At 73.3% G+C, this 24525-nt stretch carries 24 protein-coding genes; 6 read left to right on the top strand and 18 right to left on the bottom strand.

Annotated features, from left to right (window positions below; translation table 11 throughout):
• Positions 1-24: 24 nt before the first annotated feature.
• The 5 genes from ACQP2F_RS27210 to ACQP2F_RS27190 all read right to left on the bottom strand — a co-directional run bounded on the left by ACQP2F_RS27210 (position 25) and on the right by ACQP2F_RS27190 (position 7680).
• A complete protein-coding gene (locus ACQP2F_RS27210) occupies positions 25-1653 on the bottom strand; it encodes an eCIS core domain-containing protein (protein ID WP_433292136.1) in 1629 nt (542 codons plus the stop codon).
• A gap of 201 nt (positions 1654-1854) precedes the next feature.
• The gene (locus ACQP2F_RS27205) at positions 1855-2337 is read right to left on the bottom strand and encodes a hypothetical protein (RefSeq protein WP_433292134.1); all 483 of its coding nucleotides are present in this window, start codon (positions 2335-2337) and stop codon (positions 1855-1857) included.
• A gap of 100 nt (positions 2338-2437) precedes the next feature.
• Positions 2438-4798, bottom strand: coding sequence for a hypothetical protein (locus tag ACQP2F_RS27200; protein ID WP_433292132.1), 2361 nt, complete (start codon positions 4796-4798; stop codon positions 2438-2440).
• A 47-nt stretch (positions 4799-4845) separates the two neighbouring features.
• Positions 4846-6498: an aminotransferase class V-fold PLP-dependent enzyme gene (locus ACQP2F_RS27195; RefSeq protein ID WP_433292130.1), complete on the bottom strand. Its 1653-nt coding sequence runs from the start codon at positions 6496-6498 to the stop codon at positions 4846-4848.
• A gap of 45 nt (positions 6499-6543) precedes the next feature.
• Positions 6544-7680, bottom strand: a complete 1137-nt coding sequence (locus ACQP2F_RS27190; RefSeq protein WP_433292128.1) for a VOC family protein — start codon at positions 7678-7680, stop codon at positions 6544-6546.
• A gap of 83 nt (positions 7681-7763) precedes the next feature.
• On the opposite strand from ACQP2F_RS27190, the gene ACQP2F_RS27185 reads away from it, so the two are divergent.
• Positions 7764-8552, top strand: coding sequence for a hypothetical protein (locus ACQP2F_RS27185; RefSeq protein WP_433292126.1), 789 nt, complete (start codon positions 7764-7766; stop codon positions 8550-8552).
• Positions 8553-8570: 18 nt separating this feature from the next.
• Here ACQP2F_RS27185 and def read toward each other — a convergent pair whose 3' ends face one another.
• From def to ACQP2F_RS27150, 7 genes are all read right to left on the bottom strand, one after another.
• Complete coding sequence (gene def / locus ACQP2F_RS27180; protein ID WP_433292124.1) at positions 8571-9116, bottom strand: peptide deformylase; 546 nt, start codon at positions 9114-9116, stop codon at positions 8571-8573.
• A gap of 313 nt (positions 9117-9429) precedes the next feature.
• Complete coding sequence (locus ACQP2F_RS27175; RefSeq protein WP_433292122.1) at positions 9430-9993, bottom strand: hypothetical protein; 564 nt, start codon at positions 9991-9993, stop codon at positions 9430-9432.
• Positions 9994-10033: 40 nt separating this feature from the next.
• Positions 10034-10519, bottom strand: a complete 486-nt coding sequence (locus ACQP2F_RS27170) for a VOC family protein (protein ID WP_433292120.1) — start codon at positions 10517-10519, stop codon at positions 10034-10036.
• 121 nt (positions 10520-10640) lie between these two features.
• The gene (trpC, locus tag ACQP2F_RS27165) at positions 10641-11420 is read right to left on the bottom strand and encodes an indole-3-glycerol phosphate synthase TrpC (RefSeq protein WP_433307626.1); all 780 of its coding nucleotides are present in this window, start codon (positions 11418-11420) and stop codon (positions 10641-10643) included.
• A gap of 18 nt (positions 11421-11438) precedes the next feature.
• Positions 11439-11909 carry a MarR family winged helix-turn-helix transcriptional regulator gene (locus ACQP2F_RS27160; protein WP_433292118.1) on the bottom strand — a complete coding sequence of 157 codons (471 nt, stop codon included), beginning with the start codon at positions 11907-11909 and terminating at the stop codon, positions 11439-11441.
• Between the two features lie 25 nt (positions 11910-11934).
• A complete protein-coding gene (locus tag ACQP2F_RS27155; RefSeq protein WP_433292116.1) occupies positions 11935-12711 on the bottom strand; it encodes an AAA family ATPase in 777 nt (258 codons plus the stop codon).
• Entirely contained in the window at positions 12708-13649 is a 942-nt protein-coding gene (locus tag ACQP2F_RS27150) for an FAD-dependent oxidoreductase (RefSeq protein WP_433292114.1), read from the bottom strand. Before ACQP2F_RS27150 ends, ACQP2F_RS27155 begins: the two co-directional genes overlap by 4 nt.
• A gap of 133 nt (positions 13650-13782) precedes the next feature.
• Here ACQP2F_RS27150 and ACQP2F_RS27145 point away from each other — a divergent pair, with 133 nt between their 5' ends.
• Entirely contained in the window at positions 13783-15009 is a 1227-nt protein-coding gene (locus ACQP2F_RS27145; protein WP_433292112.1) for an EAL and HDOD domain-containing protein, read from the top strand.
• A gap of 312 nt (positions 15010-15321) precedes the next feature.
• Entirely contained in the window at positions 15322-16515 is a 1194-nt protein-coding gene (locus tag ACQP2F_RS27140; protein ID WP_433292110.1) for a methyltransferase domain-containing protein, read from the top strand.
• Positions 16516-16854: 339 nt separating this feature from the next.
• On the opposite strand, the gene ACQP2F_RS27135 is transcribed toward ACQP2F_RS27140, so the two are convergent.
• Positions 16855-17121 (bottom strand): hypothetical protein, encoded by a 267-nt coding sequence (locus ACQP2F_RS27135; RefSeq protein WP_433292108.1) that lies wholly within the window; start codon positions 17119-17121, stop codon positions 16855-16857.
• A gap of 319 nt (positions 17122-17440) precedes the next feature.
• Here ACQP2F_RS27135 and ACQP2F_RS27130 point away from each other — a divergent pair, with 319 nt between their 5' ends.
• Positions 17441-17824 carry a DUF2203 domain-containing protein gene (locus ACQP2F_RS27130; RefSeq protein ID WP_433292106.1) on the top strand — a complete coding sequence of 128 codons (384 nt, stop codon included), beginning with the start codon at positions 17441-17443 and terminating at the stop codon, positions 17822-17824.
• A 4-nt stretch (positions 17825-17828) separates the two neighbouring features.
• Here the strand turns inward: ACQP2F_RS27130 and ACQP2F_RS27125 are convergent, their stop codons facing one another.
• The 5 genes from ACQP2F_RS27125 to ACQP2F_RS27105 are packed head-to-tail and all read right to left on the bottom strand — an operon-like array spanning position 17829 to position 22073.
• Complete coding sequence (locus tag ACQP2F_RS27125) at positions 17829-18578, bottom strand: SDR family NAD(P)-dependent oxidoreductase (RefSeq protein WP_433292104.1); 750 nt, start codon at positions 18576-18578, stop codon at positions 17829-17831.
• A 4-nt stretch (positions 18579-18582) separates the two neighbouring features.
• Positions 18583-19596 carry a zinc-dependent alcohol dehydrogenase gene (locus tag ACQP2F_RS27120; protein ID WP_433292102.1) on the bottom strand — a complete coding sequence of 338 codons (1014 nt, stop codon included), beginning with the start codon at positions 19594-19596 and terminating at the stop codon, positions 18583-18585.
• Positions 19596-20447, bottom strand: a complete 852-nt coding sequence (locus tag ACQP2F_RS27115) for a fumarylacetoacetate hydrolase family protein (protein WP_433307624.1) — start codon at positions 20445-20447, stop codon at positions 19596-19598. The genes ACQP2F_RS27120 and ACQP2F_RS27115 overlap by 1 nt, the downstream gene beginning before the upstream one ends.
• Before the next feature lie 25 nt (positions 20448-20472).
• Positions 20473-21312, bottom strand: a complete 840-nt coding sequence (locus ACQP2F_RS27110) for an SMP-30/gluconolactonase/LRE family protein (protein WP_433292100.1) — start codon at positions 21310-21312, stop codon at positions 20473-20475.
• Positions 21309-22073, bottom strand: a complete 765-nt coding sequence (locus tag ACQP2F_RS27105) for an IclR family transcriptional regulator (RefSeq protein ID WP_433292098.1) — start codon at positions 22071-22073, stop codon at positions 21309-21311. Before ACQP2F_RS27105 ends, ACQP2F_RS27110 begins: the two co-directional genes overlap by 4 nt.
• A 53-nt stretch (positions 22074-22126) precedes the next feature.
• On the opposite strand from ACQP2F_RS27105, the gene ACQP2F_RS27100 reads away from it, so the two are divergent.
• Positions 22127-23836 (top strand): IlvD/Edd family dehydratase, encoded by a 1710-nt coding sequence (locus ACQP2F_RS27100; RefSeq protein WP_433292096.1) that lies wholly within the window; start codon positions 22127-22129, stop codon positions 23834-23836.
• The gene (locus ACQP2F_RS27095) at positions 23836-24516 is read left to right on the top strand and encodes an SDR family NAD(P)-dependent oxidoreductase (RefSeq protein ID WP_433292094.1); all 681 of its coding nucleotides are present in this window, start codon (positions 23836-23838) and stop codon (positions 24514-24516) included. The genes ACQP2F_RS27100 and ACQP2F_RS27095 overlap by 1 nt, the downstream gene beginning before the upstream one ends.
• Positions 24517-24525: the final 9 nt, after the last annotated feature.

Genomic DNA, 24525 nt, shown 5'->3' with positions numbered 1-24525 from the left:
GCTCGGGCGTCGCGGTAGCCGCGGTCAGCTCTCGTACCGCAGGTTGTCGCCCTGGCTCTCGATGTCGAGCCGCACCACCGTGTCGCTGTCGTCGACGCCCTTGAGCGGCGCCTGGTTGTAGGGCGCCCGGGCGAAGAACCGGGCCTGGAGCGCGGTCAGGTTCTCGCCGTCCTGGATGCCGCCCCGCCGGACGATCTCACCGATCGCCTTGCTCTGGTGCACGATGCCGCCGACGATCGGGGGACCCCACTCGCTCGGGCCGCGCACCCAGCCCGCCCGCGGTTGCTCGGTGCCGGCCGCGATGCGCATGTAGCGGCGGTAGTTCGTCGCCATCGCCGCACGCAGCTGGAGGGCGGTGACGCCCTTGGCCGGGTCGGCCGCCGTCACGTCCTCGCTCGAGTAGTGGTACTCCACGCCCCGCTGGATCTGGTGCCGCATGGTCGCCGGCCGGCGCCGCTTGCGCTCCCGCCCGGTGCCTCCGGGCTCGACCGCCGTGGCCGTGCCGGGCTGCTTGTCCGCACCGGTGTCGGGCTTCTTGCCGGCCGCGAGGGCGTCCTCGTAGGCCCGCCGCCGGATCTCGCCGTCCGGGTCGAGATCGGGCGGAAAGAACGGCGGCATGCTCGGGATCAGCGGCTCGATCACCTCGTCCGACGGCCACGCCCCGAGGTACTGCTCCAAGATCCGGTGTGCGGCCCGGTTCGTCGGCGCCCGCGGTGTCGCCCACGCGATGGCGTCGAGCACGTGCAGCCGTCGCGGCCGGTAGGTGACCGGGACGCGTCCGTCACCCCACCGGAAATAGTGCGTCCGCTCGGGCAGCGAGCTGATGAAGAACGGCGGTGTTCCGCCGCGCTCCAGGGTGGCGATCGGCCGCTCCAGCTCGATCCGGGCGCGGCCGACCCACGGCGGCAGGGCGCTGCCGATCAGCTCCCGCAGCAGCGGGCCGCGCTCCTCGACGACCGGCGGCTCGGGCCGGCCGGGGAGCGGTTCCGCCGGGTTCCCGGCCGGCTCGGGTTCGGGCCGGCGTTCCCGCCATTCCTCCTCGACCTCCTCGAACACCCGCGGCGGCAGGCCGTCCCGCCATGCGGTGCGCGGGTCGCGAAGCGCTTCGGCCTCCCGCTCGGCGTCCCGTTCGGCCTCCCGTTCGAACGACTCCTCCGCGGCCGGCTCGGCCTCGGCCTGCATCGCCGGACCGACCGAGGTGCCGAGGCGCACGGCGATCCCGGGGGTGCCGTGGGCGATCCCGGGGGTGCCACCGGCCACCCGGGGAGTGCCGCCGGCTACCGCCGACGCGACCTGCCGGGCCTCGGCCTCGATCGCCGTGCGCCGGTCGGCCGGGGCCGGGCCGCCCGACCGCTGCTGCACGACGTGGGTGAGCTCGTGCGCCAGCAGGGCCCGGTCGCCGGGCCGCGCGCCGCGGGCCACGCCCGGCGGCAGCAGAACGTGCGATCCGATCGTCATGGCTCGCGCCCGCCCGTCACGCAGGACCGCCTGCGCGGGCCGGTCGTCGTGCACCCGCACGCCGGAGAAGTCCGAACCCATCGCACGCTCGAGCGGCGCCCGCACGTCCGGCGCGAGCGGGCGTCCGGCGCCGGCTCGTTGCCACACGGCACCGAGCGCCGGCCGCGCGCGGGCGGCCGCCGCGAGAAGGGCCATGTGCTCAGCATGTTCCTTCGTGCGCCCGTTATCCAGGGCCGCCGCTTTCCGGCCTGGTCTGCCCGCTCGCCGCGGCGGCCACGCTGCTTGCGCCGCGTTGTCCAGCGCGGCCGCCTTTCGGCCCGGCTTTCCGGCCCGACCTTTCGGCCCGGCCTTCCGGCCCGGCCTTCCGGCTCGCCGGAACGGGTCGCCGCGGCTCGGTCAGGCGCTGTCGCGGCGGGCCTGGCGGCGGGCGTTGGTGGCCCGGGTCGAGGCTCGCCGTTTGCGCAGGTCGGGGGAGTCCGGGCGGGAAGTGGGCCGCTGCGGCGCCAGACGGGTGACCTTGGGCGGGGGCGGCGTGGGCGGCGCCTGCTCCTCGGCCAGGCGCTCGGCGTGCAGGGCATCGGCGCTGGCCTGGGCGGCGACGGCGAGCTGACGGCTCACCCCGGCCAGGATGGTCTCGAACAGCTCGGCCTTGGCGCGGGCGCGGGCGTTGCGCGCGTGGGCCTTGCCGCGGCCGCCGGCGTCCTCGATGCTGGCGGCGGCGCGGCGGCGGTACTGCTTGACGTATTTGTCGCGGTGCCGGCGGACCCGGGCGTGCAGGTCGATCAGCTCGTCCTCGTCGAGGCCGGCGAGGCGGTCGGGGCGCACCTCCCGGACGACGGCCAACTCCGGCTCCGCGAGCGTGCCCAGCAAGGCGTCCATGCCCGTCAGTCTCACGTGGTCGTTGCGAGAGGCGCCTCCTTCGGCGCGGGTGAAGAACGCCCTGGGCGCGCGTATGGGTGAGCAGAGCAAAGGGCGAACGTCAGGGCGCCGGGCGGGCGGCGCGACGGAGGGAATCGGCCTCGGCGTGGCGGCCGTCGGCGTCGAGCAGGTCGGCACCGACCGAGCGGGCGGCGTACAGCAGCTTGTCGCGCACGGCCGGGTCGTGCCGGTCGCGCTGCAGCAGGCCCATCGTCTCGGAGAGGGCGGTCAGGGCGTCGCGGCGCCGGCGGCCGGCGGTGCGGCAGATGCGGGCGAAGGTGATCAGGCCGCGGGCGAGGTCGAGGCCGTACCGGCGCGGGCTGAGCCGGTGCAGCCGCCGGTGGATCGAGACGGCCCGGCTCTGTGCGGCGAGGGCCTCGGGCCAGCGTTCGAGCCCGGCCAGCGCGGCGGCGTGCACGGCCAGCGCACGGGCCAGGTCCCGGTCGTAGGCAACGTTGACCCCGGCCAGGCGTTCGAGCACCCGCACGGCGTCGGCGGCGGCTCGGGCCGAGGCCGGCAGCTGCCGCAGCGACTGCAGGGTGCGGGCCCGCCCGAGCAGCGTGCGGGCGAGGTCGTCCTCGAGAACGGGCATCGCCCGCAGGACGGTCGCGGTCTCCTCGAGGGCGCGCAGGGCGTCGTGGTGACGCTTGACCCCGCGCAGCTGCTCGGCGTGCTGCAGCAGCGCCCGGACCAGCGCCTCCCGGTGACGCGGGTCGGCGGCGGCGAGCCGGCGCAGGTGGGTGACGGCACGCCAGGAATGGTCGAGCGCGGCGTCGTCCTCACCCAGCTGCCACAGCGCGAGGCTGAGATCGGTGAGGCAGGCGGCGGCCTCGTCGGCCGGAGGTTTCGCCCGTACGGCCGGAGCCGTCCACATGCCCGCCGCTTCCCCGAGAGCGTCCGCCGCGCCGGCCCAGTCCTGCGCCCGCAACTGTGCCCGCCCGAGGCTGCGCAGCGCGAGCTCGAGCCGGGCGGTGTTGCCGGGCTGCCGGCGGATCTGGAGCACCGCCGCGGTGAGCAGCCGGACCGCGTCGGCGATCCGCCCGGTGTGCAGCAGCCGCCAGCCGAGCTTGAGGCCGGTGGCCGGGTCGCCGGCAGCCCGTTCCAGGCCGTGCCCACGACCTCGATCTTCGGCGGCCAGCCGCTCGGTGACGGCGGCGATCCCCGGGTGCAGGTCGGCCGGAGCGTCGGCGGGAAAGGCGGACTCGATCGCCGCCAGCACCTCTCTCGGCAGATAGTCGGCGGCCGCGAGCGCGGCGAGCGCGGGTGAGCCCGCGGCGACGGCCGCCTCCGGGTGCGCGGCGAGAAAGGGGATGAGCCGGATGCGGGCCAGGCGCGGTGCGCGGGCGGCGGCCTCGGCCAGCAGCGGGAGGGCCGTGGTCCCGGCCCCCTCGGCCAGGAGCGTCTCCAGCGCCCGGGTGGCCCAGGGATCGGCGTGGTGAAGGGCGACGAAGTCCTCGGCCAGCGGCGCCGGATAGAGCGGCTCGAGCGCGGTGGCCTGCCCGCGCGGCGGGGGATAGCAGGCGGCGTGCTCGTCGAGGGCGCGTACGGCGTCGTCGGCCGCGCCGGTCGCCTCGACGACGGCGACCGCGGCGGCCGGATCGAGCGACCGGGTCAGGGCCGCGAGAAAGACCATCCGCCCGAGCGCGGGACTGCGCGAGATCCACTGGGCGCGCTCCTGGGCCAGCAGAAACTCCGGAACCGAGGGCGGATCGGCGCGCAGGACGTGGGTGAGGGCGGCCATGTGGACGGCGAGGACCGGTCCCTCGGCGACGGCCGGCGGCGGCGTGTCGGGCAGGGGGACGCCGAGCGCCTGGGCGAAACACGCGGCGGCCATCGCATAGGAGGGCGGGAGCGTCGGCAGAGGCAGAGCGTCGGCGTGCACCCCGATCGCGTCGGCCAGCTCGTGGCGCAGCCAGTGCCACCAGTTGCCGGCCGTCCGGGCCAGCAGCAGCACGCGCAGGCCCGGGCTGCCGTGCAGCCGCCGGTCCAGCAGCAGGGCCAGCAGATCGGTGACCGGCCAGCGGTCGGCGTGGTCGACCACCACGAGCAGGCTGCGGGCCTCGACCAGCGCCTCGCCGGCCGTCGTCTCGACCGGGCGGACGGCGGCGTCGCGGCTGTGCCGGGCGCGCAGCGTGATCCAGCGGTCGCGGCGGGAGAGCTCGGCGAACCGGTGGGCGAGGCGGGTCTTGCCCTCGCCCGGGCCGGCGTGCACCAGGCGGACGGCCATCGCGGCGTCGGCGTCGCGCCAGGCGGTCAGGCCGGTGATCTCGTCCGAGCGGCCGGTGAACCGCACGACCCGGCTGGTGGCGTCGAGCAGGCGGCTGGGTGGGGCCGGGCCGCGGGGCGGCGCCGAGCCGGAGGCCAGCTCGTCGATCAGGTACGTGCCTGTGCGCCGATGCTCGGCGGCCGGCCGGCCGGGCATCAGCTCGCCTCCATGTCGACCAGTATGACTAAGCTCGCGCGGGGCTCCTACGCTGGGCCGAGACAGATATCGGGCAGCAGGAACCAGCGCAGCTTCTCGAACGCCGGGGGCAGCTCCAGGCGTACGCCGTCGGTGGGGTCGGGAAGTTTCTCCAGAATCGCCCGGGCCTCGCGCAGATAGCCCGCCAGCGCCTCCTCCCCGGCCGTCACCGTGGGAACCGGCGGCATCGTGACAGCGCCGTCCTCACCCAGGCGCAGATCGGCCAGCCGGACCGGCGCGGGCTCGTGCGACCGGTGCCGCCACCGGGCCGTGCGCGGGTCGAAGCGATACTCCGGCAGCAGGCGCGCGCCGAGCTCGGCGATCAGCGACACCGCCGCGATCAGGTAGTCGGCGACCGTGTCGGAGATGAAGTAGTTGAGGTTGAGCCTGGTCCAGCCCGGTTTGATGCCCTCCCAGCCGTCGACGATCTCGCCGCGGAACTCCTGCGAGTGGGCCTCGTCGATGCCGAGCAGCCGGTGACCGTACGGGCCGGCGCAGGAACATCCGCTGCGCGCCTGGATGCCGAAGAGGTCGTTGAGCAGCGCCGCCACGAAGTTGTGGTGCAGGTGCCGGTCGCCCGGGCGCACCTGGAACGAGACGATCGACAGCCGCTGCGCCTCCAGGTCGCCGAGGATCTCGATCTCCGGCCGCAGCGCCCACTGCCGCTTGGCCCGCAGCCACAGCGCGCGCTCACGTTCCTCGATGCGCTCGGCGCCGACCGCGTCCTTGACCTGGAACACCAGCCCGGCCCGGATCGACTCGACGATCGCCGGGGTGCCGCCCTCCTCGCGCGCCACCGGGTCGGTCAGGTAACGGTGGCCGGTCGGGTCGACGTAGGCCACGGTCCCGCCGCCCGGGATCACCGGCACCCGGTTGGTCATCAGCCGCCGGTCGACCACCAGCACGCCCGGCGTCTGCGGCCCGCCGGCGAACTTGTGCGGCGACAGGAAGACGGCGTCCTTGCCGGCCATCGAGATCGGCACGTAAGGCCCGGCGGCCGCGTAGTCCCACACCGACAGCGCGCCGTGCTCACGCAGCACCTTCGAGACCGCGGCCGTGTCGGTCAGGATCCCGGTGACATTCGAGGCCGCGGAGAAACTGCCGATGCGCAAAGGCCGGTTCCCGTACGCGACCAGAGCGTCCCGCAGCGCATCGAGATCCACATGGCCCGTGTGGTCGGACTCGATCTCGACCACGTCGGCGATCGACTCCCGCCAGGGCAGCTCGTTGGAGTGGTGCTCGTACGGCCCGACGAAGATGACCGGGCGGTCCTCGGCCGGGATGTGCGAGCTCAACGCGTACCGGTCGTCGAGGTTCTCGGGGATGCGCAGGCCGAGGATGCCGACCAGCTTGGCCACCGCCGAGGTCGCCCCCGACCCGCAGAAGACGACGACGTGCTCGGGACCGGCCCCGACGCTGCGATGGATGATCGCCCGGGCCTCCTCGCGCAGGGCGCCGGTCTGCGCGCCGGTCGCCGAGGCCTCGGTGTGCGTGTTGGCGTAGCGGGCCAGCACGTGCCCGCCGATGAACTCCTCGATGAAGTCCAGCGCCTGCCCCGACGCCGTGTAGTCGGCGTAGGTGATCCGCCGCGGCCCGAACGGCCCGTCCAGCACCTGCCCGGCGCCGATCAGCCCGTCCCGGATCCGGTCCAGCATCCCCATTTTGTCGACCTCCCGAAGGAATTGAACGATGCTTAGGGTGCCGGATCAATCGGGTTGCCGGTTCTCCGGGGGTCGGACTTGCGGCTCCCGCCCCTCCCACGACCAGCGCGGCACGGGCAGGCCGGGTGGCACGTCGTCCGCCGAACGGTGGTAGCGGTTCATCGACTCGAGCGTCGACCAGGCGAAGTAGTCGTGCAGCACCTGCCGCAGCGGTTCCTCGGTCAGTCCGGCGTCGGCCAGCGCGCCGTCGAAGCAGTCGATCGCGCGCCGGTTCATGTCGTCGTGCGGGCCGTTGCCGCTGTGCATCCGGACCACCGAGGTCTCGTCGCCGTAGGACTCGGTGTAGGCCGGCGGGCCGCCGAGCGCCTCGGCCCAGTAGGCGGCCAGGCGCTCGGTGTGCCGCGGATGGTAGCCGTGGCTGAACGCGTGGCTGACGACCTCGTCGGCGAGCACGCGCTCGTGCCAGGCCGCGGCCAGGCGCATCAGCCCGTCCCGGCCGCCGGCCGCGTCGTGGACCGACCTCAGCACACGGAACTCGTTGCCGTCGGGGTCGGTTTTCTCGACGTACGCCCGCCGCTCCTGGGTCTTGGTGCCGCCGACCTCGCCGCGCGCGATCAGCTCGAGGATCACCCGGTTGCGCCCGGTCTTGGGCCGCGCCGCCGGGCCGCCCCAGGAGATCTTGGTGCCGCCGCGCGGGGATTGGATCGCGGTCTCCTCGCCCTCGTCCCAGACCAGCGGCCAGCCCAGCGTCTCGCTCCAGAACAGGCCGGTCGCGCGGGAGCCGTCGCAGGAGAGCGCCCCGACCGCGCCGCAGCCGGCCAGGAAGTTGTTGCCCGGCTCGACGACGCAGAATTCGTTGTCGTCCGGGTCGGCCAGCACGACGTGACCCTCCTCGGGCCGCTGACCGACATCGATGTGCCGCGCCCCGAGGGCGAGGGCGCGCGCGACGATCTCACGCTGGTCGTCGAGGGATCGGCTGGTGAGGTCGAAATGCGCGCGGTTGGGACCGGTCTTCGGCTCGTCGGTCTCCCGGAACCGGATGCGGATCTCGCCGTCGCCGGTGGGCGGCAGGGTCATGCCGCCGGGCCCGATCGGGCGGTCGAGCACGCCGGACCAGAAGCTCGCGAGCCGGCGCGGGTCGGGGGAGCCGAAGCTGATCGCGTAGAGCCGGGCGGCTGTCATCCGAGGAGATTAGACCCTCGGGTCGCTCGCTCCGACCCCATTTTCCCGGGAACGGGGAAGGTGGGTCTCCGCGTCGGACGGGCATGTCGTTCCGGCTGCGTGGCGTTGCCACTGCGATCCTCGCCCTCGCCTTCGCCCCGGCGATTGTCGTGGCGGGCTGTGCGGGTGGGTACCAACCGCCGCCATCGAAAGGTGGGGTGGAACCGATCGTTCTTGTCCAGTGGCAGCCCGGGTTTTCGCCGCCGGGGGAGCGGTGGGCCCTGCCGACCTTTGTGTTGCTGAGGGACGGGACCGCATTTACGCGCGCCGCCGATCAGGGGGTCGTGATGTCGGCCACCCGCCGGACGCTCAGCGCCGAGCAGGTTGCCGCGCTCTATGCGCGGGCCGGGGACGCGGGGCTGTTCCGGGACCGGGCCTTCAACCGTGACGTCCTGGACGCTTCCGGGCTCAGGGTTCGGATCACGTCGGCGGAGGGGCGCTATGAGACGACGGTTGTTCAGCCGGACCCGAACGACGGCGGCGCTCGTGGGCGGGTCGCGCGGTTCGCGGAGGCGGCGGTGCGGGTGGGCGGGGCCGGTGAGGCCTACGTGCCGGAGCGGGTTGCGGTCTATCGGCTTGCCAACGGTGGTGACGATTCCGGCGACGTACGGCCGTGGCCGCTGCCCGATCCGAGGGCGGTGGGTGATCGTTCGCCGCATGCTCCTGGTTTCGGCGGCGACGTGAACCGGCCCTGCCAGGTGGTCGCGGGAGCGCTCCTGCGATCGCTGCTCGTGGCGGTGCGCACGGCCACCGCGCGGACCCGATGGACGGACGGCGGCAAGGTGCTCTCGCTCTTCGTGCGGCCGCTCCTACCGTACGAGGAAGGGTGTTAAGGGGGTGACGACCGACCATCAGTGCGGGCTGACGCGCACCTCGGGCGCCGGGAGGCCCTCGAACCAGGACGCCTCGCGCACCGTGTCGAGCAGGCGCTTGCGGCCCGCCTGGTCCTGGCGGTCGATGAAGAGAATGCCGTCCAGGTGGTCGGTCTCGTGCTGCACGCAGCGCGCCAGCAGGCCGTTGCCGACGATCTGGACCGGGTCGCCCTGCTTGGTGAAGCCCTTGGCCGCCACGTTCATCCGGCGCCGGGTGTCCAGGTAGATGCCGGGGATGGACAGACAGCCCTCGTAGCCGTCCTGGGTCTCCTCGTCCGGGAAGTCGAGGACCGGGTTGACCAGGTGATCGAGCTGCAGGTCGTTGCCGGGCAGATCGGGGTTGATGGCGAAGACCCGCAGGCTCACGCCGATCTGCGGCGCGGCCAGCCCGGCGCCCCTGGAGTCGGCCAGGGTCTGGGTCAGGTCCCGCACCAGGCGGTCGAGCTCGGCGTCGAAGTCGGTCACCTCGTCGGCGCGGCGGCGAAGCACCGGGTCGCCGACCTTCCGGATGTCCAGCACGGTCATGGGGTCAACTATGGCATCCATCGCGGCGGGGCCCACTGCGGAGCTGCCGGGCCCGGCCGGACGGTGGCCGGGCCCGGCAGCGCCGAGCCGGGGCGGCGCGCTGGGCGATCAGCCGGCGCGACGCCCCTCCCTCACCCCCGCGACCCGAATGGCGTGGTACGCCGTTCGCGGTCACGTGCGCGTCCCGGCCGGCGTTCGGCCGGGACCGCAAAGTCGCCGTGTGGACAGGGCCGTCAGGGCATCGATGGCGGCCGCGGTCTTGACAACGTTGTCAGGCTGCTCGCGGATTTCCCAAAAATCAAGACTTGAAATGTCAGTTGATCTGCCAGAAACTGCGCCTGCCGGCCGGACCCCCCATCCCCGGCCGCCGGCGCTCGCCGTGCCACCCCCTCCGGACCGGCGGGCCAGTAGCGTGCCCGGCCAGGACCGCCACCTCGGCCGGGCACGCGACTCCGGCCGTCCGCGCCGGCCGTCCGCGCCGGCCGTCCGCGCCGGCCGTCCGCGCCGGCCGTCCGCGCCGGCCGTCCGCGCCGGCCGTCCGCGCCGGCCGTCCGCGCCGGCCGAGAGTGCCGGTGGCGAGCGGCGGATGTCCGCGCCGGCCGAGAGTGCCGGTGGCGAGCGGCGGATGTCCGCGCCGGGCGAGGGTGCCGGTGGCGAGCGGCGGGCGTCCGCGCCGGGCGAGCGCGCCGGTGGCGAGCGCCGGCAGTCTGCGCCGGGCGAGCGTGCCGGTGGCGAGCGCCGGCAGTCTGCGCCGGGCGAGCGTGCCGGTGGCGAGCGGCGGGTGTCCGCGCCGGGCGAGCGTGCCGGTGGCGAGCGCCGGCCGTCCGCGCCGGGCGAGCGTGCCGGTGGCGAGCGGCGGGTGCCGGTCAGCGGCCACTGCCGGCTGTGCCGCGTTGACGGGCGAGACGGTGCCCGGGTCAGCCGCCGGACGGCGGGAGGTGGGCCGTCCACGAGGCGATCAGGTCTCCGCCGGCGGCTCGGTTCTCCTTCAGGTGGTTCAACCAGGACGGGCCCAGCTCGGTCAGCTCGATCAGGTTTCCGTCGGGGTCTCGCACCGCGGTTATGCGGGACTGTGCGCCGAACGGGGTCGGCGGGTAGCAGAGCTCCACCCCGTGGGTGGTCAGCCACTCGATCTGGGCGTCCAGGTCGAAGACCATGAACGCCAGCTTGACGGCGCCGGGGGTGGTGGCCTCGCCGGGGTAGTCGGCCTCGGGGTGGATGGCGAAGTGGACGTCGCCCAGCTCGCACGCCCAATGCGGCTCAGTGTCGTCGTGGCGCTCGTCGACCAGCGGCACGCCCAGGATGTCGCGGTAGAAGGTGACCAGGCGGGCGGGGTCGGCCGACACCAGGATGATCCCGGAGAGGAAGCGGAGCCCTTCCGGCCGCGCGGGATACTCGGACATCGGCGCATTCTAGGGGGCATCTTGCCGGCCCCGGTGCCGGTCGGCACCGCGATACTGCCGGTTGGCGGCCATCGGCGCGGCCGGCGCCGGGCGCGACCGAGCGGCCGACGCCGGGCGCGACCTAGCGGCCGGCGTCGACCAGGGCGGCTGCCGCGTCGCGGGGGCTCTCGTGGGTGACCAGGCCCTCGCCCACCAGCACGGCGTCGGCGCCGGCCGTGGCGTACCGCCGCAGGTCCTCCGGGCCCCGCACGCCGGACTCCGCCACCTTGAGCGACCCGCCGGGGAGCTTGGGCGCCAGTCGCTCGAAGACGCCGCGGTCGACCTCGAGCGTGCGCAGGTTGCGCGCGTTCACGCCGATCACCCGCGCGCCGGCGTCGACCGCGCGGCCGACCTCGTCCGCGTCGTGCACCTCGACCAGCGCGGTCATCCCGAGCTCGTCCTCGAGCAGCGCGCGCAACCGGCTCAGCGTCGGCTGGTCGAGCGCCGCGACGATCAGCAGCGCCACGTCGGCGCCGGCCGCGCGGGCCTCGTACGCCTGGTAGTCGCCGAACAGGAAGTCCTTGCGCAGCACCGGAATCTTGACCGCCCCGCGCACCGCCTCGAGGTCGGCCAGCGAGCCGCCGAACCGCCGCTCCTCGGTCAGCACGCTGATCCAGCTCGCGCCGCCGGCCTCGTAGTCGGCGGCCAGCGCGGCCGGGTCGGCGATCGCGGCGAGATCACCCTTGGACGGCGAGCGGCGCTTGACCTCGGCGATCACCGAGACGCCGGGGCGGGCGAGCATCCCGTACGCGTCGAGCGGGCCCGGAGCCGCCGCGGCCCGCCGCCTGACCTCCGCCAGGCTCGTCACGGCCTCGCGCCGGGCGACGTCCTCGCGTACCCCGGCCATGATCTCGTCCAGCACGTTCGTCACGCGCCCAACTTAGTCGCCGCCGGTCCCCAGGTGATCGCGCAGGGTGCTCAGGATGTCGTCGAGCGACGCGAACTGCTCCGGCGTCAGCGCGTCGCCGAAGTGCTTCTTGACCGCGCTCATGTGCGGCCCGGTCGACGCCCGGAACGTGCGCGCGCCGTTCTCGGTCAGCACCACCTCGGCGCCCCGGCTGTCGGTCGCGTACTCGACCCGCGTGATCAGGCCGCGTTTCTCCATGCGGGCGAGGTGGTGGGAGAGGCGGCTGCGCTCCCAGTCGATGGCGGCGGCCAGCTCGGACGAGCGCAGCCGCCGGTCGCGCGCCTCGCTCAGCGCCAGCAGCACGGCGTAGTCGCCGGGGGAGAGGCCGGAATCGGCGGCCAGCTGGGCGGCGAGCCGGCGGCGCAGCTCGGCGGTGGTGTCGATGAGCGACCGCCAGGTCACCATCTCCTGCGACGTCATCCGCCGCCGCTCGGCTGCCCGCATCACGGCCCCCCGGGTTGTTGACGTGTCAATCCTGCCGCGGCGCGACCCGGGCGTCCAGCCGGGGCGGGCCGGTGCGGTGCGGCGGCGCGTCGTCGAGCACGGTCACCGGGGTGAGGGTCTCGCCCGCGCGCACGGCGTCGCCCAGGCGCCGGCCGCCGCCTACGGCCTCGAACTGGTGGTCCCGATGGCGCACGACGATGTCGCCGCCGTCAGCGGTCTCGGCCGTCCGCCGCACCCGCTGGGGATCGAGGTAGCAGAGCGGAGCCTCGACGCTGTCGAGGGCCGCGACGATGCGCGCCACGATCTGCTCCGGCGTCGCCCGCGTGGTGTCGCAGATCAGGTCGTAGTTGTGCAGTCGGGTCTTGTCGGCGCCGTAGCGGGCGAGGAACCGCTCCCGCTCGCTCTCGCTGCGGGCGGCCAGCTGCTCGCGGGCCTCCTCCACGCTGCGGTAGTTCTCGACCGGGTCGCCGGGCCGGCCCAGCACCCGGCGGGCCGCCACCTCGGGGTCGGTGACGAGGTGCACCTTCAGCGCGTCGGTGAAGAAGTGCCAGGCCAGCCGGCTGTCGACGATCAGCGGCTCGCCCGAGGCCGCGATGTCGTGCTGGAGCTGGTCGATGTAATGGTCGATCTTGTCGTCGAGCTCGGCGTGCAGGTTGAACTCCAGCGCGGTCATGCCGTGCTCGGCGGCCATCCGGCGGTAGAGGTCGCCGATGCTGATGCGGCGCACGCCCAGCCGCCGGGCGAGCGCCACCGAGACGGTCGTCTTGCCGCTGCCGAGGTCACCATTGATGACAATCGTCATTGACGAAGTCTGCCACGGTCGCCGGCGCCGCCGAGGAGCCGGACGACCTCGTCGGCGCATCCCCACGAAAGCGTCATTCCGGCGCCGCCGTGACCGTAGTTGTGCACGATCCGGCGGCCGTCCGGGCGGGTTTCCAGCTCGACGCGGGGGCCACCCCGGCGTACCGGCCGAAGCCCGACTTTGGTGTGCAGCACCCGCGCCTCCGCGAGTTTCGGCTCCAGCGCGACACACCGCGCGACAATCGACTCCGCCTCGGCCGGATCGGGTCCGGTGTCCCATTCCCCGATGCCGAAGGTGCCGCCCAGCACCACGTCCCGGGTGCGCGGATGAATGTAGGTGTCGCCGCCGACGTCGCGAATCGACACGTCCAGCCCCGGATTCTCGACAATCACGACGTGCCCCCGGGCCGGCTCGACCGCGTCGTCCCGGCACAGCTCCCGCGCGGCGATTCCGGTGGCATTGACAATGACCGGAGACGTCACGTCGTCGAGGCCGGTCACCCGTTTCCGGACGATGCGGACCCGGCGCCCGAGCCACCCGAGATAGACGTCCATCTCCGCGAGCGGGGCATCGAAAACCACTTCCTGCGCGTACGGCGGGAACGCGTCGCGGATCTCGGCTCCGCCGGCCGCCGCCGTCCACCAGGGCAGTTCCGCGACCTTTTCCCGGTGCAGATTCCGGGTCCGCCGCAGCAGCGTTCCGGGCGTGCCGTCCCCGATCTGCCGCCGGAACTCGGCGTAGGTGTCGCCGGCCCACCGCAGCACCTCGGCGCCGGGGTCGATCCGCGTCGGATACCAGACGGCGGCCGCCACGCCGGAGACGATGCGCGCGGGATCGTCGGCGGCGCTCCACACCTCGACCTCGGCCCCGGCCTCCTGGAGCCGGATCGCCGTCGTCAGCCCGATGACACCGGCACCCACCACCACCACATCAGCCATACGCCGATCCTCCTGCGCCGGCCCGGATCAGCCCAACGGCGCGGCCCCGGCGGCCCGGGACATTCGAGGGCAGGGCGGAAAAGAATGCGCCCGTCCTCCTCAACCCGCCCGCCTGCCGTCCGATACTGCGAGCGTGCTGATCCATCCGCCGTCCTCGTCGGCCACCCACCACGTCCACGTGGCGCGGCAGCCGATCTTCGACCGCGAGGGTGACGTCGTCGCCTACGAACTGCTGTTCCGCGGGGCGATGGACGCCGTCGAGGCCGGGCGGCGGGACTCGTTCGCGACCAGCCAGGTGATCGTCAACGCCTTCACCGAGTTCGGCCTGGACGAGGTGGTCGGCGACCGCACGTGCTTCATCAACATGACGCGGGAGTTCCTGCTCGGCAACCTGCCGCTGCCGTTCGGCCCCGAGCAGGTCGTGGTCGAGGTGCTGGAGAGCGTGACCGTGGACGACGCGGTGGTCGCGGGGGTCACGGCCCTGGTCGACGCCGGTTACCGGATCGCCCTCGACGACTTCGTCTGGGGCTCGGGGCACGAGCGCCTGATCCCGCTCGCCTCCTACGTCAAGCTCGACCTGCTGAACGGCGTCACCGAGCACATCGACGACATCCTCGCCGCCTGCCGCGCGCACCCCGGGATTCAGATCGTCGCCGAGGGCCTGGAGACGCTGGAGCACCTGGCGCTCAGCAACAAATACGGATTCGAACTGCGGCAGGGGTACGTCCTGAGCCGCCCCCAGGTCATGACGGCGGTCTCGGTCTCGCCGTCGCGCCTGCACCGCCTCGAACTGGTCGGCGCGCTCAGCGACGGCGACGCCGACATCGAGCACGTGGTGCGGATCATCCAGAGCGACCCGGCCCTGACCATGCGCGTCCTGCGGGCGAGCAACAGCGCCGCGGTCTCGCCCGCCAGCCGCATCTCGTCGATCCGCCAGGCCGTGGTCATGCTCGGCCTCGACCAGATCCGCCGCTGGGCGATGCTGATGGTCGTCGACGACGTGGCCGAGACCACCGAGGCCCAGCTGGTCGAGGCGCTGACCCGCTCCCGCCTGTGCATGAACCTGGCGCCCACATTCGGCGCCGACCCGGACGCCGCGTTCGTGGCCGGCCTGGTCACCGCGGTGGCCGCCCTGCTGGCGGTGACGCCGGCGATGCTCGCCCAGCACCTGCCGCTGACCGACGAGATCGAGGTGGCGCTGGCCCGCGGCGCCGGCGCCCTCGGCCGCCTGCTCCGCACGGTCGAGGCCTACCAGCGCGGTGACGTCGGTGCGCTGGCCGAGCGTTATTCGGGCAGCGACCTAACCCGCACGGTCATGGAGGCGATGCGCTGGTCGCACGCGGCCATGCCGGCCGCCTGACCCGAGCAGGTGCCATGCCGGCCGCCTGACCCCGCCGGCCGGCCGAGCACGTGCCATGCCGGCCGCCTGACCCGAATCGGCGGGCGAACCGCGTGACTCCTTCCGACCGCGTGACTCCTTCCGACCGCGTGACCCCTTCGGACCGCGTGACCCCTTCGAACCGCGTGACCCCTGCCGACCGCGTGACCCCTGCCGACCGCGTGACCCCTGCCGACCGCGTGACCCCTGCCGACCGCGTGACCCCTGCCGACCGCGTGACTCCCGCCCGGGCGCTTCTCCCTCCCGAACGGGACATAAGCGATAAATTGCGGTATGCGATGGGAGCGGAAGGCGCTGATCCAGAAGGCCTGCGCGGCGGCGCCCGGCGGGGCGGCGCTCTACCAGGTCATCCAGCGCCGTTTCGGGCGGTTGTCCGACGATCCGTTCCGTCGGCTGCCGCGGCACGCCGCCATGCTGCGGCGGCTGGTCGACCAGGGCTTCCGGCTGGACGGGATGCGCTGCCTCGAGATCGGGACCGGGCATCTGCCGGCGGCGCCCGTCGGGTTCTTCCTGGCCGGCGCGTCCGAGGTCGTGACGGTCGACCTGCATCGACGACTGAACCAACGGTTGACGGCGTCGATGTTGACGAGGCTCACGACGTACGGGAACCGGGTCGTTGATCTTTATGAGGGTTTGATCCCGGCCGACCTCGTCCGGCGGCGGCTCGCGGTGATCGCCGATCTGCACGGCCGGCCGGTGCCCGAGATCCTCGACCGGATCGGCGTGCACTACGAGGCGCCGGGGGATGCGTCGCGGATGCCGGACGCCGACGGCAGCTTCGATCTGAGCTTCTCGATGTCCGTGCTCGAGCACGTGACCCCGCGGGCGCTGCGCGAGATCCTGGCCGAGTCGCGGCGCCTGCTCGGGCCGGCCGGCTTCGCGGCGCACCTGATCGACCCCAGCGACCACTTCGCGCACCAGGATCCGCGGATCACCCGGATCAACTTCCTGCGGTTCTCCGGCGCGGAGTGGCGCAAGGTCGGCGGCAACGAGTTCTCCTACTGCAACCGCCTGCGCGCGTCGCAGCTGGAGCGCATGTTCATCGACGCCGGTTTCGACATCGAACGGTGCGAGCGCACGATCGACGAGCCGTCGCGGGCGGCGCTGGAGGGCGGCTTCCCGCTGCACCCGGATTTCCGGCGCTTCTCCGCCGCCGACCTGTGCACGACGGAGATCGAGGTGTACGCCAAGCCGCGGGCGACCGCCTCATCCGCGGCGGATGAGCGTGCCGGGGAGACGCCTCTCGCCGCGACCGACGCCGCGCCGATGGTCGACGCCGCGCCGATGGCCGACGCTCCGCCGACCGTTGACGCCGCGCCGGTGGCCGACGGTCCGCCGACGGTTGACGCCGCGCCGATGGCCGACGGCGGACCTACGGTGGCGAACCACGCCGAGGCTCATGCCACGTCCGACGCCCGCCTCGGCCGGGACGCCGCGGCGGGCCGAGGTGGCGGGACGGGCGTCTAGAGGAGCCGGCGTCCAGAGGTGCGGGACGGGCGTCCAAAGGAGAGACCGGCCTTGAGGGCGGTGCATTCGGCATCACGGCGCAGGGCAGCGCAGACACAGCAGGTATCGGACGCGCAGTGGGCAGCGGCCGCACAGCAGGCATCACGGCGCAGTGGGCAGCGGCTGCACAGCAGGCATCACGGCGCAGTGGGCAGCGGGCGCACGGCAGATATCGGACGCGCAGCGGGCGCGACTGAACGGCGCGAGGTATCGGACGCGCAGCGGGCGCGACTGATCGGCGCGACGTCGCGCGCGCCGATGGAGCGCCGCGGCCGGGGCTCCGGCCGCGGTGAGGTCAGGTCAGCGACCCGTCCGCCAGCGATAGTTGCGGATCGCGAGGGCCGCGACCGCGCCCAGCACCACCGCGCACGTGAGCACCACGCCGCGCAAGCCCCACGCCACCATCGCCATCGAGAGGAACGCCCACACCACGCCGCCGACGATCAAGACCGTTATCAGCAGCGGGCGCGGCCAGGGTGCCGTGCCAGTCCGTGCCAGAGACGGGTAATCGGCGGTCAGTCGCTCGACTATTCCGTCGAACTCCTGCCGCGTGTCCTCGGTGCCCATCCGACGCCCTCCTCCTCGAGCCGACACTCCGGCCCGACCGGTTCGCAGGACCGCTCAGGCCGGAAGCGTACGTCGAGAACCTGTCGAAGCGATCCCACTGAACGGATGAGCCGCGCCCACCGTGAAGGTGGGCATTACCGGATGCTCCCATCTGTCCGGAATATCCGACGAGTTCCCTGACGCTTGCGCCTACCCCTCTGTTTACACCCGAAATCCGCCGATGACCCGACTCAATTCGCGATCGCCGCGCTGCGAGTCGTCCGCGGCGGTCAGCGGGCCTCTGCCGGTCGGGCAGCAGGCTGGTGTCACACTGACGCCCATGGGTTTGTTCACGCTGGCGCAGGCTCGGGACGAGCTCGTTCGGCTGCGCCCGGTGCTCGACGAGATCGTCGCGGTGCGGGCCGACATGGTGGAGCTCTCCGCGGCTCTCACGCCGGGCGGGGAGCCGACCTCGCTGGGCGGGCTCCCCGAGCGCAAGGCGGCCGAGGCGCGGCTCAACGAGCTGATGACCGCGGTGCAGGAGACCGGCGCCGAGCTCAAGGGCATCGCGCCGCTGCTCGTGGACTTCCCGGCCGACCTCGACGGGGTTCCGGTGCTGCTCTGCTGGCTCGAGGGCGACGCCGCGCTGAACTGGTACCACCGGGCCGACCTCGGCTTCGCCGGGCGGCGCCCGCTGCCGGAGGGCGAGCAGTTCGGCGACTGACCCGCTATTTGCGGGGGCGCGGGCGCAGGCCCTGCATGCCGCCGTCGACGGCCAACGACGTGCCGGTCGTGGCCGACGCCAGCGGGCTGGCCAGATAGGCGATCGCGGCCGCCACCTCGTCCGCGGTGACCAGGCGGCCGGTGGGCTGGCGCGCCTCGAGGGCGGCCCGCTCGGCCTCCGGGTCGGCGGCCTTGGCGAGCAGACGGCCGATCCACGGCGTGTCGGCGGTTCCGGGGTTCACGCAGTTGACCCGGATGCCCTCGCGCAGGTGGTCGGTCGCCATCGCCAGGGTCAGCGACAGCACGGCGCCCTTGGTGGCGGAGTACAGCGCGCGCTGCGGCAGGCCGGCGGTGGCGGCGATCGAGGAGACGTTGACGATCGCGGCGTGCGACGAGCGGCGCAGGTGGGGCAGGGCGGCCCGGGTCGTGCGGACCATGCCCTGGACGTTGACGTCGAAGACGTGCGCCCACTCGGCGTCGTCGTTGTCCTCGACCGAGCCCTGGGCGCCGATGCCGGCGTTGTTGACGACGATGTCGATGCCGCCGAGGACTGACGCGGCCTCGGTCACGGCGGCGCGGACCGAGGCGTCGTCGGTGACGTCGGCCTTGATGCCCCGCAGCGGCGCCGGCACCGCGGGGTTGAGGTCGAGGCAGGCCACGGCGGCGCCGCGGGTGGACAGCAGGGTGGCGGTGGCGAGGCCGATGCCGGAGGCGCCCCCGGTGACGATCGCGTTGAGGCCGGCGAACTCGGTCATGATCTCAGCCCTCCAAGGATGGATCCACGTGAACTTTCGGGCCGGACCCGGGCGGGCGCCGGCCGGCGAGGACGTCGACGATCCCGTCGAGGCTGACCGTCGCCGCGATCAGGTTGCGCGGGTCGACGCTGCCATCGGCGTACGCGCTGATCGCTCCGGGAAGGCCGGCCGACGCGCCCAGGATGCCCACCGCCGTCACGTCCTTGAGCACCAGCTCGCGGGTGTCGACGCGGCTCGGCTCGTGCGCGAGTCCGATGTAGACGACGCGGCGGCCGGGCTCGATCAGCTCCAGCGCGAGAGCGGGGATGTCCTGGCCGGTGGAGGCGTCGACGATGCCGTCCCAGGGCAGCGACGGCAGGGTGTCGCGGGTCCAGACGTCGGGGAAGCCGAGCGAGCGCGGAAGCGTGACGAAGTCCGCCTTCTCGGCCAGCAGATGGACCGAGATGCCGCGGGCCCGGGCGAACATGGCCACGAGCAGGCCGATCGTGCCGGTGCCCAGGACGAGAAGCCGCTCGCCGGCGGTCAGCTCCAGAGCGGAGACGCACCGCAGCGCGTTGCCGCCGGGCTCGACCATCGCACCGGCGGCCGGGTCGATCGAGGGCGGAAGGGCATGCAGGTACGCGGCCGGGAAGGCCAGCTGTGCCGCGAGCGCTCCGGGCATCCCGCCGCGGATGCCCAGCTCCGACCGGAACTCGCAGACGTGGTGCCGCCCGGCGAGGCAGCGGCGGCACGTCCCGCAGCCGATCATCGTGTCGCCGGTGACCCGCCGCCCGAGCCAGCTCTCGTCCACCCCGGGGCCGAGCGCGGTCACCACCCCGCACCACTCGTGGCCGGGCCGCAGCGGGTAGGCCGACACCCCCGTACGGAAATAGCTCATGTCCCCGCCGAGCAGCTCCAGATCGGTGCCGCAGACGCCGACCCGCTCGACGTCGATGACCACGTGCCCGTCCCCGGCGACCGGCGCCGGCACGTCGAGCACCTCGGCCCGTCCCGGCCCGGTGAAGACGAGCGCCCGCATCAGCGCGGACCCAGGACCCGCTGCCGCCCGCGCCCGAGCCGGTCGATGCCGAGCTCGATGACGTCGCCGGGTCGCAGCCAGATCGGCGGCCGGAACCCCATGCCGACGCCGGGCGGGGTGCCGGTGTTGATCAGGTCACCGGGCTCGAGAACCATGAACTGGCTCAGGTGGTGGACGATGAAGTACGGGTCGAAGACCATCGTGCGGGTGTTGCCGGTCTGCCGCCGTACGCCGTTGACGTCCAGCCACATGTCCAGGTCGAGCACGTCCGGGATCTCGTCCGGGGTGACCAGCCACGGGCCGGCCGGGTTGAACGTCTCGGCCGACTTGCCCTTGCTCCACTGGCCGCCGCGCTCCATCTGGAACGCCCGCTCGCTCACGTCGTTGACCAGCACGTAGCCGGCGATGCTGGCGGCGGCGTCCTCGACGCTGTCCAGATAGGAGGTCCGGCTGCCGATGACGATGCCCAGCTCCACCTCCCAGTCGGTCTTCTCGGAGCCGCGCGGGATGCGGACGTCGTCGTTGGGCCCGACCAGCGTGTTGGGCGACTTGGTGAACAGGATCGGCTCCTCCGGCACCGCCTGCCCGGTCTCCGCGGCGTGGTCGCGGTAGTTGAGGCCGATGCACAGGATCTGGTGCGGCCGGGCGATGGGCGCGCCGATCCGCTGGTGGCCGAGGGGCTCGACCTCACCGGCCGCGATCCGCTCGGCGACCGGCTCGGCCAGCCGGCGGATCCCGTCGCCGCCGAAGAACGCCTCGTCGAAGTCCCGGACGAGGTCGGACACGTCGACATAGGTGGCGTCGTCGACGCGGACGACGGGCTTTTCGGCGCCGGGGGCGCCGACACGCATGAGATACACGAGGTCTCCGGTGGTCTCAGAGGGCGGGGTTCCAGTACGGCGTGAGCAGTCCCGCCGTTTCCACGGCGGTCGTGAAGATGCGCCCGTCGTGTTCGGCCGGCGCGTCGAGCCCGTCGGTGGCCGTGGTGATGACCAGGACGTCGAGCTGCGGCCCGGCGAAGGCCACGCTGGTCGGCTGGGAGGCGGCGACCTCGACGACCGCGAGCAGCTCGCCGGCCGGGCTGCGGCGCTCGACCCGGCCGGCGCCGTGTGCGGCGATCCAGAGGTTGCCGTCGCGGTCGGCGCACATCCCGTCGGGCAGGCCGGCCTCGACGCGGAAGAGCTCCCGGCGCGGGCCGTCGGGGTAGGTGCGGCCGTAGACGACCTGCGGCGTGGAGTCGATGCTGTAGAGCTGGTCGCCGACCCACGCCAGCCCGTTGGAGAGGGTCAGGTCGTCGTCGATCGTGGTCAGCTCGCCGTTCTCGAACCGCACGAGGATCTCGCTGCCCGATTTCTCGGACAAAGACATACTCCCGATGAGATATCGCCCGTCCGGATCCACCCCGCCGTCGTTCAGGCGGCTGGCGTCGCTGAAGAGGACGCGAGCCAGGGTCGTGCGCTTCCCGTCGCGGTCCACCCGGACGAGGGAGTCGGCCGTGGCGACCAGCAGCGTGCCGTTCTCGGCCACGGCAACCGCGGCCGCGACCGAGTCGAACGACCAGGACTCGAGCACTGCGAACGGCGAGACGCGGCCGGCGAAGACCTTGCCCGCCTGGATGTCGACCCACAGCAGCCGTTCCCGGAGCGGATCCCAGATCGGGCCCTCGCCCAGGGTGTAGGCGTCCGGGCTCACCGGGGTGGCCGTGTAGGTGATCAAGAGGACTCCGTTCCGGCCACGATCGCGCGGATCGCGGGCACATCGTCGACGAGCGCGGACAGCGGCGTGCGGTAGGCCAGGCCGCTGATGCTGATCGCCCCGCTGGGCCGGCTCGGCGAGGTCAGGAACGCGGGGACGGCCAGGCAGTTGACGCCCGGCTCGTTCTCCTGGTCGTCGACGCCGTAGCCGCGCTCGCGGGTGCGCACCAGCTCGGCGTGCAGGGCCTCGGCGGTGCCGATCGAGTTCCCGGTCGGCGTCGTGAGCGGCTCGTCACCGATCCAGTCGCGCACCTCGGCCGCCGAGTGCAGCACGAACGAGAGCAGCAGCTTGCCGACCGCCGTGGTGTGCGCCGGGTTGCGGCCGCCCACGACCGAGGTCAGCCGCACCGCACCGCTCGGCGGGTCGAGCTTCGACCGGTAGACCACCCACCGGCCGTCCAGCGTCGCGTAGTGCACCGTCTCGCCGTACGTCTCGCACAGCCGCCGCAGCACCGGCTGGACCCGCAGATGATCGGGCCGGGCCTCGTGATGGGCGAAGGCCAGCCGCAGGAACTCGTCGCCGAGCACGTACCGCCCGGGGCCGTCCTGCGCCGCGAAGCCGGCCCGGCGCAACGACGCCAGCGCCCGGTGCACGGTCGGCTTGGGGCTCGCCATCGCCCGGGCCATGTCGTCCAGGCCGATGCCGTCGGGGTGCCGGGCGAGCTCGGCCAGCACGGCGAGCACGCGGTCGGCCCCGACGAGGCGGTCGGACAGGTCGGTCACGTTCCGGATGTTAGACCGTTGTTCCGCCAAGTTGAAAGGTTTACAGTGCGGAAATGCGGCGGAGCGCGGAGTGGTACGGCGGTGACGACCGGAACAGCTACATCCACCGGGCCTGGATGCGGCGCGGATTACCGGCCGACGCGTTCGACGGCCGGCCGCACATCGCGATGGCGAACACGGCCTCCGACCTGACCCCCTGCAACGCGCATCTCAACGAGGTGTCCCGCAGCGTCGCCGACGGGATCCACGAGGCCGGCGGCATCGCGCTCAACCTGCCGGTGGTGTCGCTCGGCGAGACCCAGGTCAAGCCGACCGCGATGCTCTGGCGCAACATGGCGGCGATGGCCATCGAGGAGATGCTGCGGGCCAACCCGATCGACGGCGTGGTGCTGCTCGGCGGCTGCGACAAGACGATCCCGGCGTTGCTGATGGCGGCGGCCTCGGTCGACATCCCGGCGGTGGTGGTGCCGGGCGGGCCGATGCTGACCGGCACCTTCCGCGGCGTCCCGCTCGGCTGCGGCACCGGGGTGTGGCAGCTTTCCGAGGAGGTACGCGCGGGGACGATGAGCGCGGCCGAGTTCATCCGCACCGAGTCGTCGATGATCCGCAGTCGCGGGCACTGCAACACCATGGGCACGGCATCGACGATGGGGCTGCTGGCCGAGGTGCTCGGCATGACCCTGCCCGGGATCGCCGGCACGCCCGCCCCGGACAGCCGGCTGCTCGAAGCCGCGCACGCGACCGGCGTCCTGGCGGTCCGGATGGTCGACGACGAGCGGCGGCCGAGCCAGGTGATGACGCGCGAGTCGTTCCTCAACGCGATCGTGGCGCTCGCGGCGCTGGGCGGCTCGACGAACGCGGTGGTGCACCTGCTCGCCATCGCCGGGCGGCTCGGTGTGCCGCTGACCCAGGACGACTTCGACCGGGTCGGCTCGGGTGTGCCGCTGCTGGTCGACCTGCAGCCGGCCGGGCGCTTCCTGATGGACGACCTGTATCGGGCCGGTGGGCTGCACGCGGTGCTGCGCGAGGTGCGTGACCTGCTCGACCCGGGCGCGCTGACCGTCACCGGGGAACCGCTGGTGTCCTATCTGGACGACGCGGTGGTCTACGACCGGGAGGTGATCCGGGCACGCTCGGCGCCCCTGCAGCCGGAGGCCGGGATCGCGGTGCTCTACGGGAACCTGGCGCCGGACGGTGCCGTCATCAAGCCGGCGGCGGCCACCCCCGAGCTGCTGACCCACCGGGGGCCGGCCGTGGTGTTCGACTCCATCGAGGACCTGCACGCCCGGCTCGACGACCCCGACCTGGAGGTGACCGCCGACTCGGTGCTGGTGCTGCGCGGGTGCGGTCCCAAGGGCTACCCGGGGATGCCCGAGGTGTCGAACATGCCGCTGCCGGCCAAGCTGCTCGCTCAGGGGGTGCGCGACATGGTGCGGGTCTGCGACGGGCGGATGAGCGGCACCGCGTACGGGACGGTGGTCCTGCATGTCACCCCGGAGGCCGCCGCCGGCGGACCGCTCGCGAAGGTGCGCACCGGCGACATGATCGTGCTGGATGTCGCGAAGCGACGACTCGACGTCGAGATCCCGGAGGAGGAGCTGGCGGCGCGGTCACCCTCGGCCGAGGCGTCGGCGGCTTACGCCGCGCCGGTCCGGGGCTGGGAGAGGTTGTACGTCGAGACGGTCGGCCAGGCCAACACCGGCGCCGACCTCTCCTTCCTCGTCGGGTCGAGTGGCTGGACCGTCTCGCGGGAGTCGCACTGATGGCCGCGCGCCTGGCCGTCGTCACCGGCGGCATGAGCGGCATCGGCGCCGCGGTCGTGGCGCGGCTCCGGTCCGAGGGAGTGCGCGTCGTTGTCTTCGACATCTCACCCGACGCGGACTTCGTCGTGGATGTCGCCGAGCACGAGGCGGTCGATGCGGCCGCGGCGCGGGTCGGTGACGTCGACATCCTGGTCAATTCGGCCGGGATCGTCGGACCCAACGTGCCGCTGTGGGAGGTTCCCCCCGAGGGCTGGGAGAAGGTCTTCGCGGTCAACGTGGGTGGCACCTTCAACACCTGCCGGGCGTTCGTGCCCGGCATGATCGCCCGCGGCTGGGGCCGCATCGTGAACATCGCCAGCATGGCCGGCAAGGACGGCAACCCGAACATGTCGCCCTACTCGGCGTCGAAGGCCGCCGTCATCGCCCTCACCAAGTCGCTCGGCAAGGAGCTGGCCACCACCGGCGTGCTGGCCAACGCGATCGCCCCCGCCGTCATCGAGACCCCGATGAACGCCGCCACCGGCCCCGAGGCGCTGGCCCACATCACCAGCCTGATCCCGATGCGGCGGCCCGGCCGCCCGTCGGAGGTGGCCGAGCTGATCGCCTGGCTGTGCTCCGACAAGATGTCCTTCTCCACCGGCGCCGTCTACGACATCAGCGGCGGCCGCGCCACCTATTGAGGTTTGGCC

The organism is Actinoplanes sp. CA-030573, from assembly GCF_050951115.1.
Taxonomy (GTDB): domain Bacteria; phylum Actinomycetota; class Actinomycetes; order Mycobacteriales; family Micromonosporaceae; genus Actinoplanes.
The sequence above is the reverse complement of the archived record's forward strand: the minus strand, read 5'-3'. Positions and strand labels throughout refer to the sequence as shown.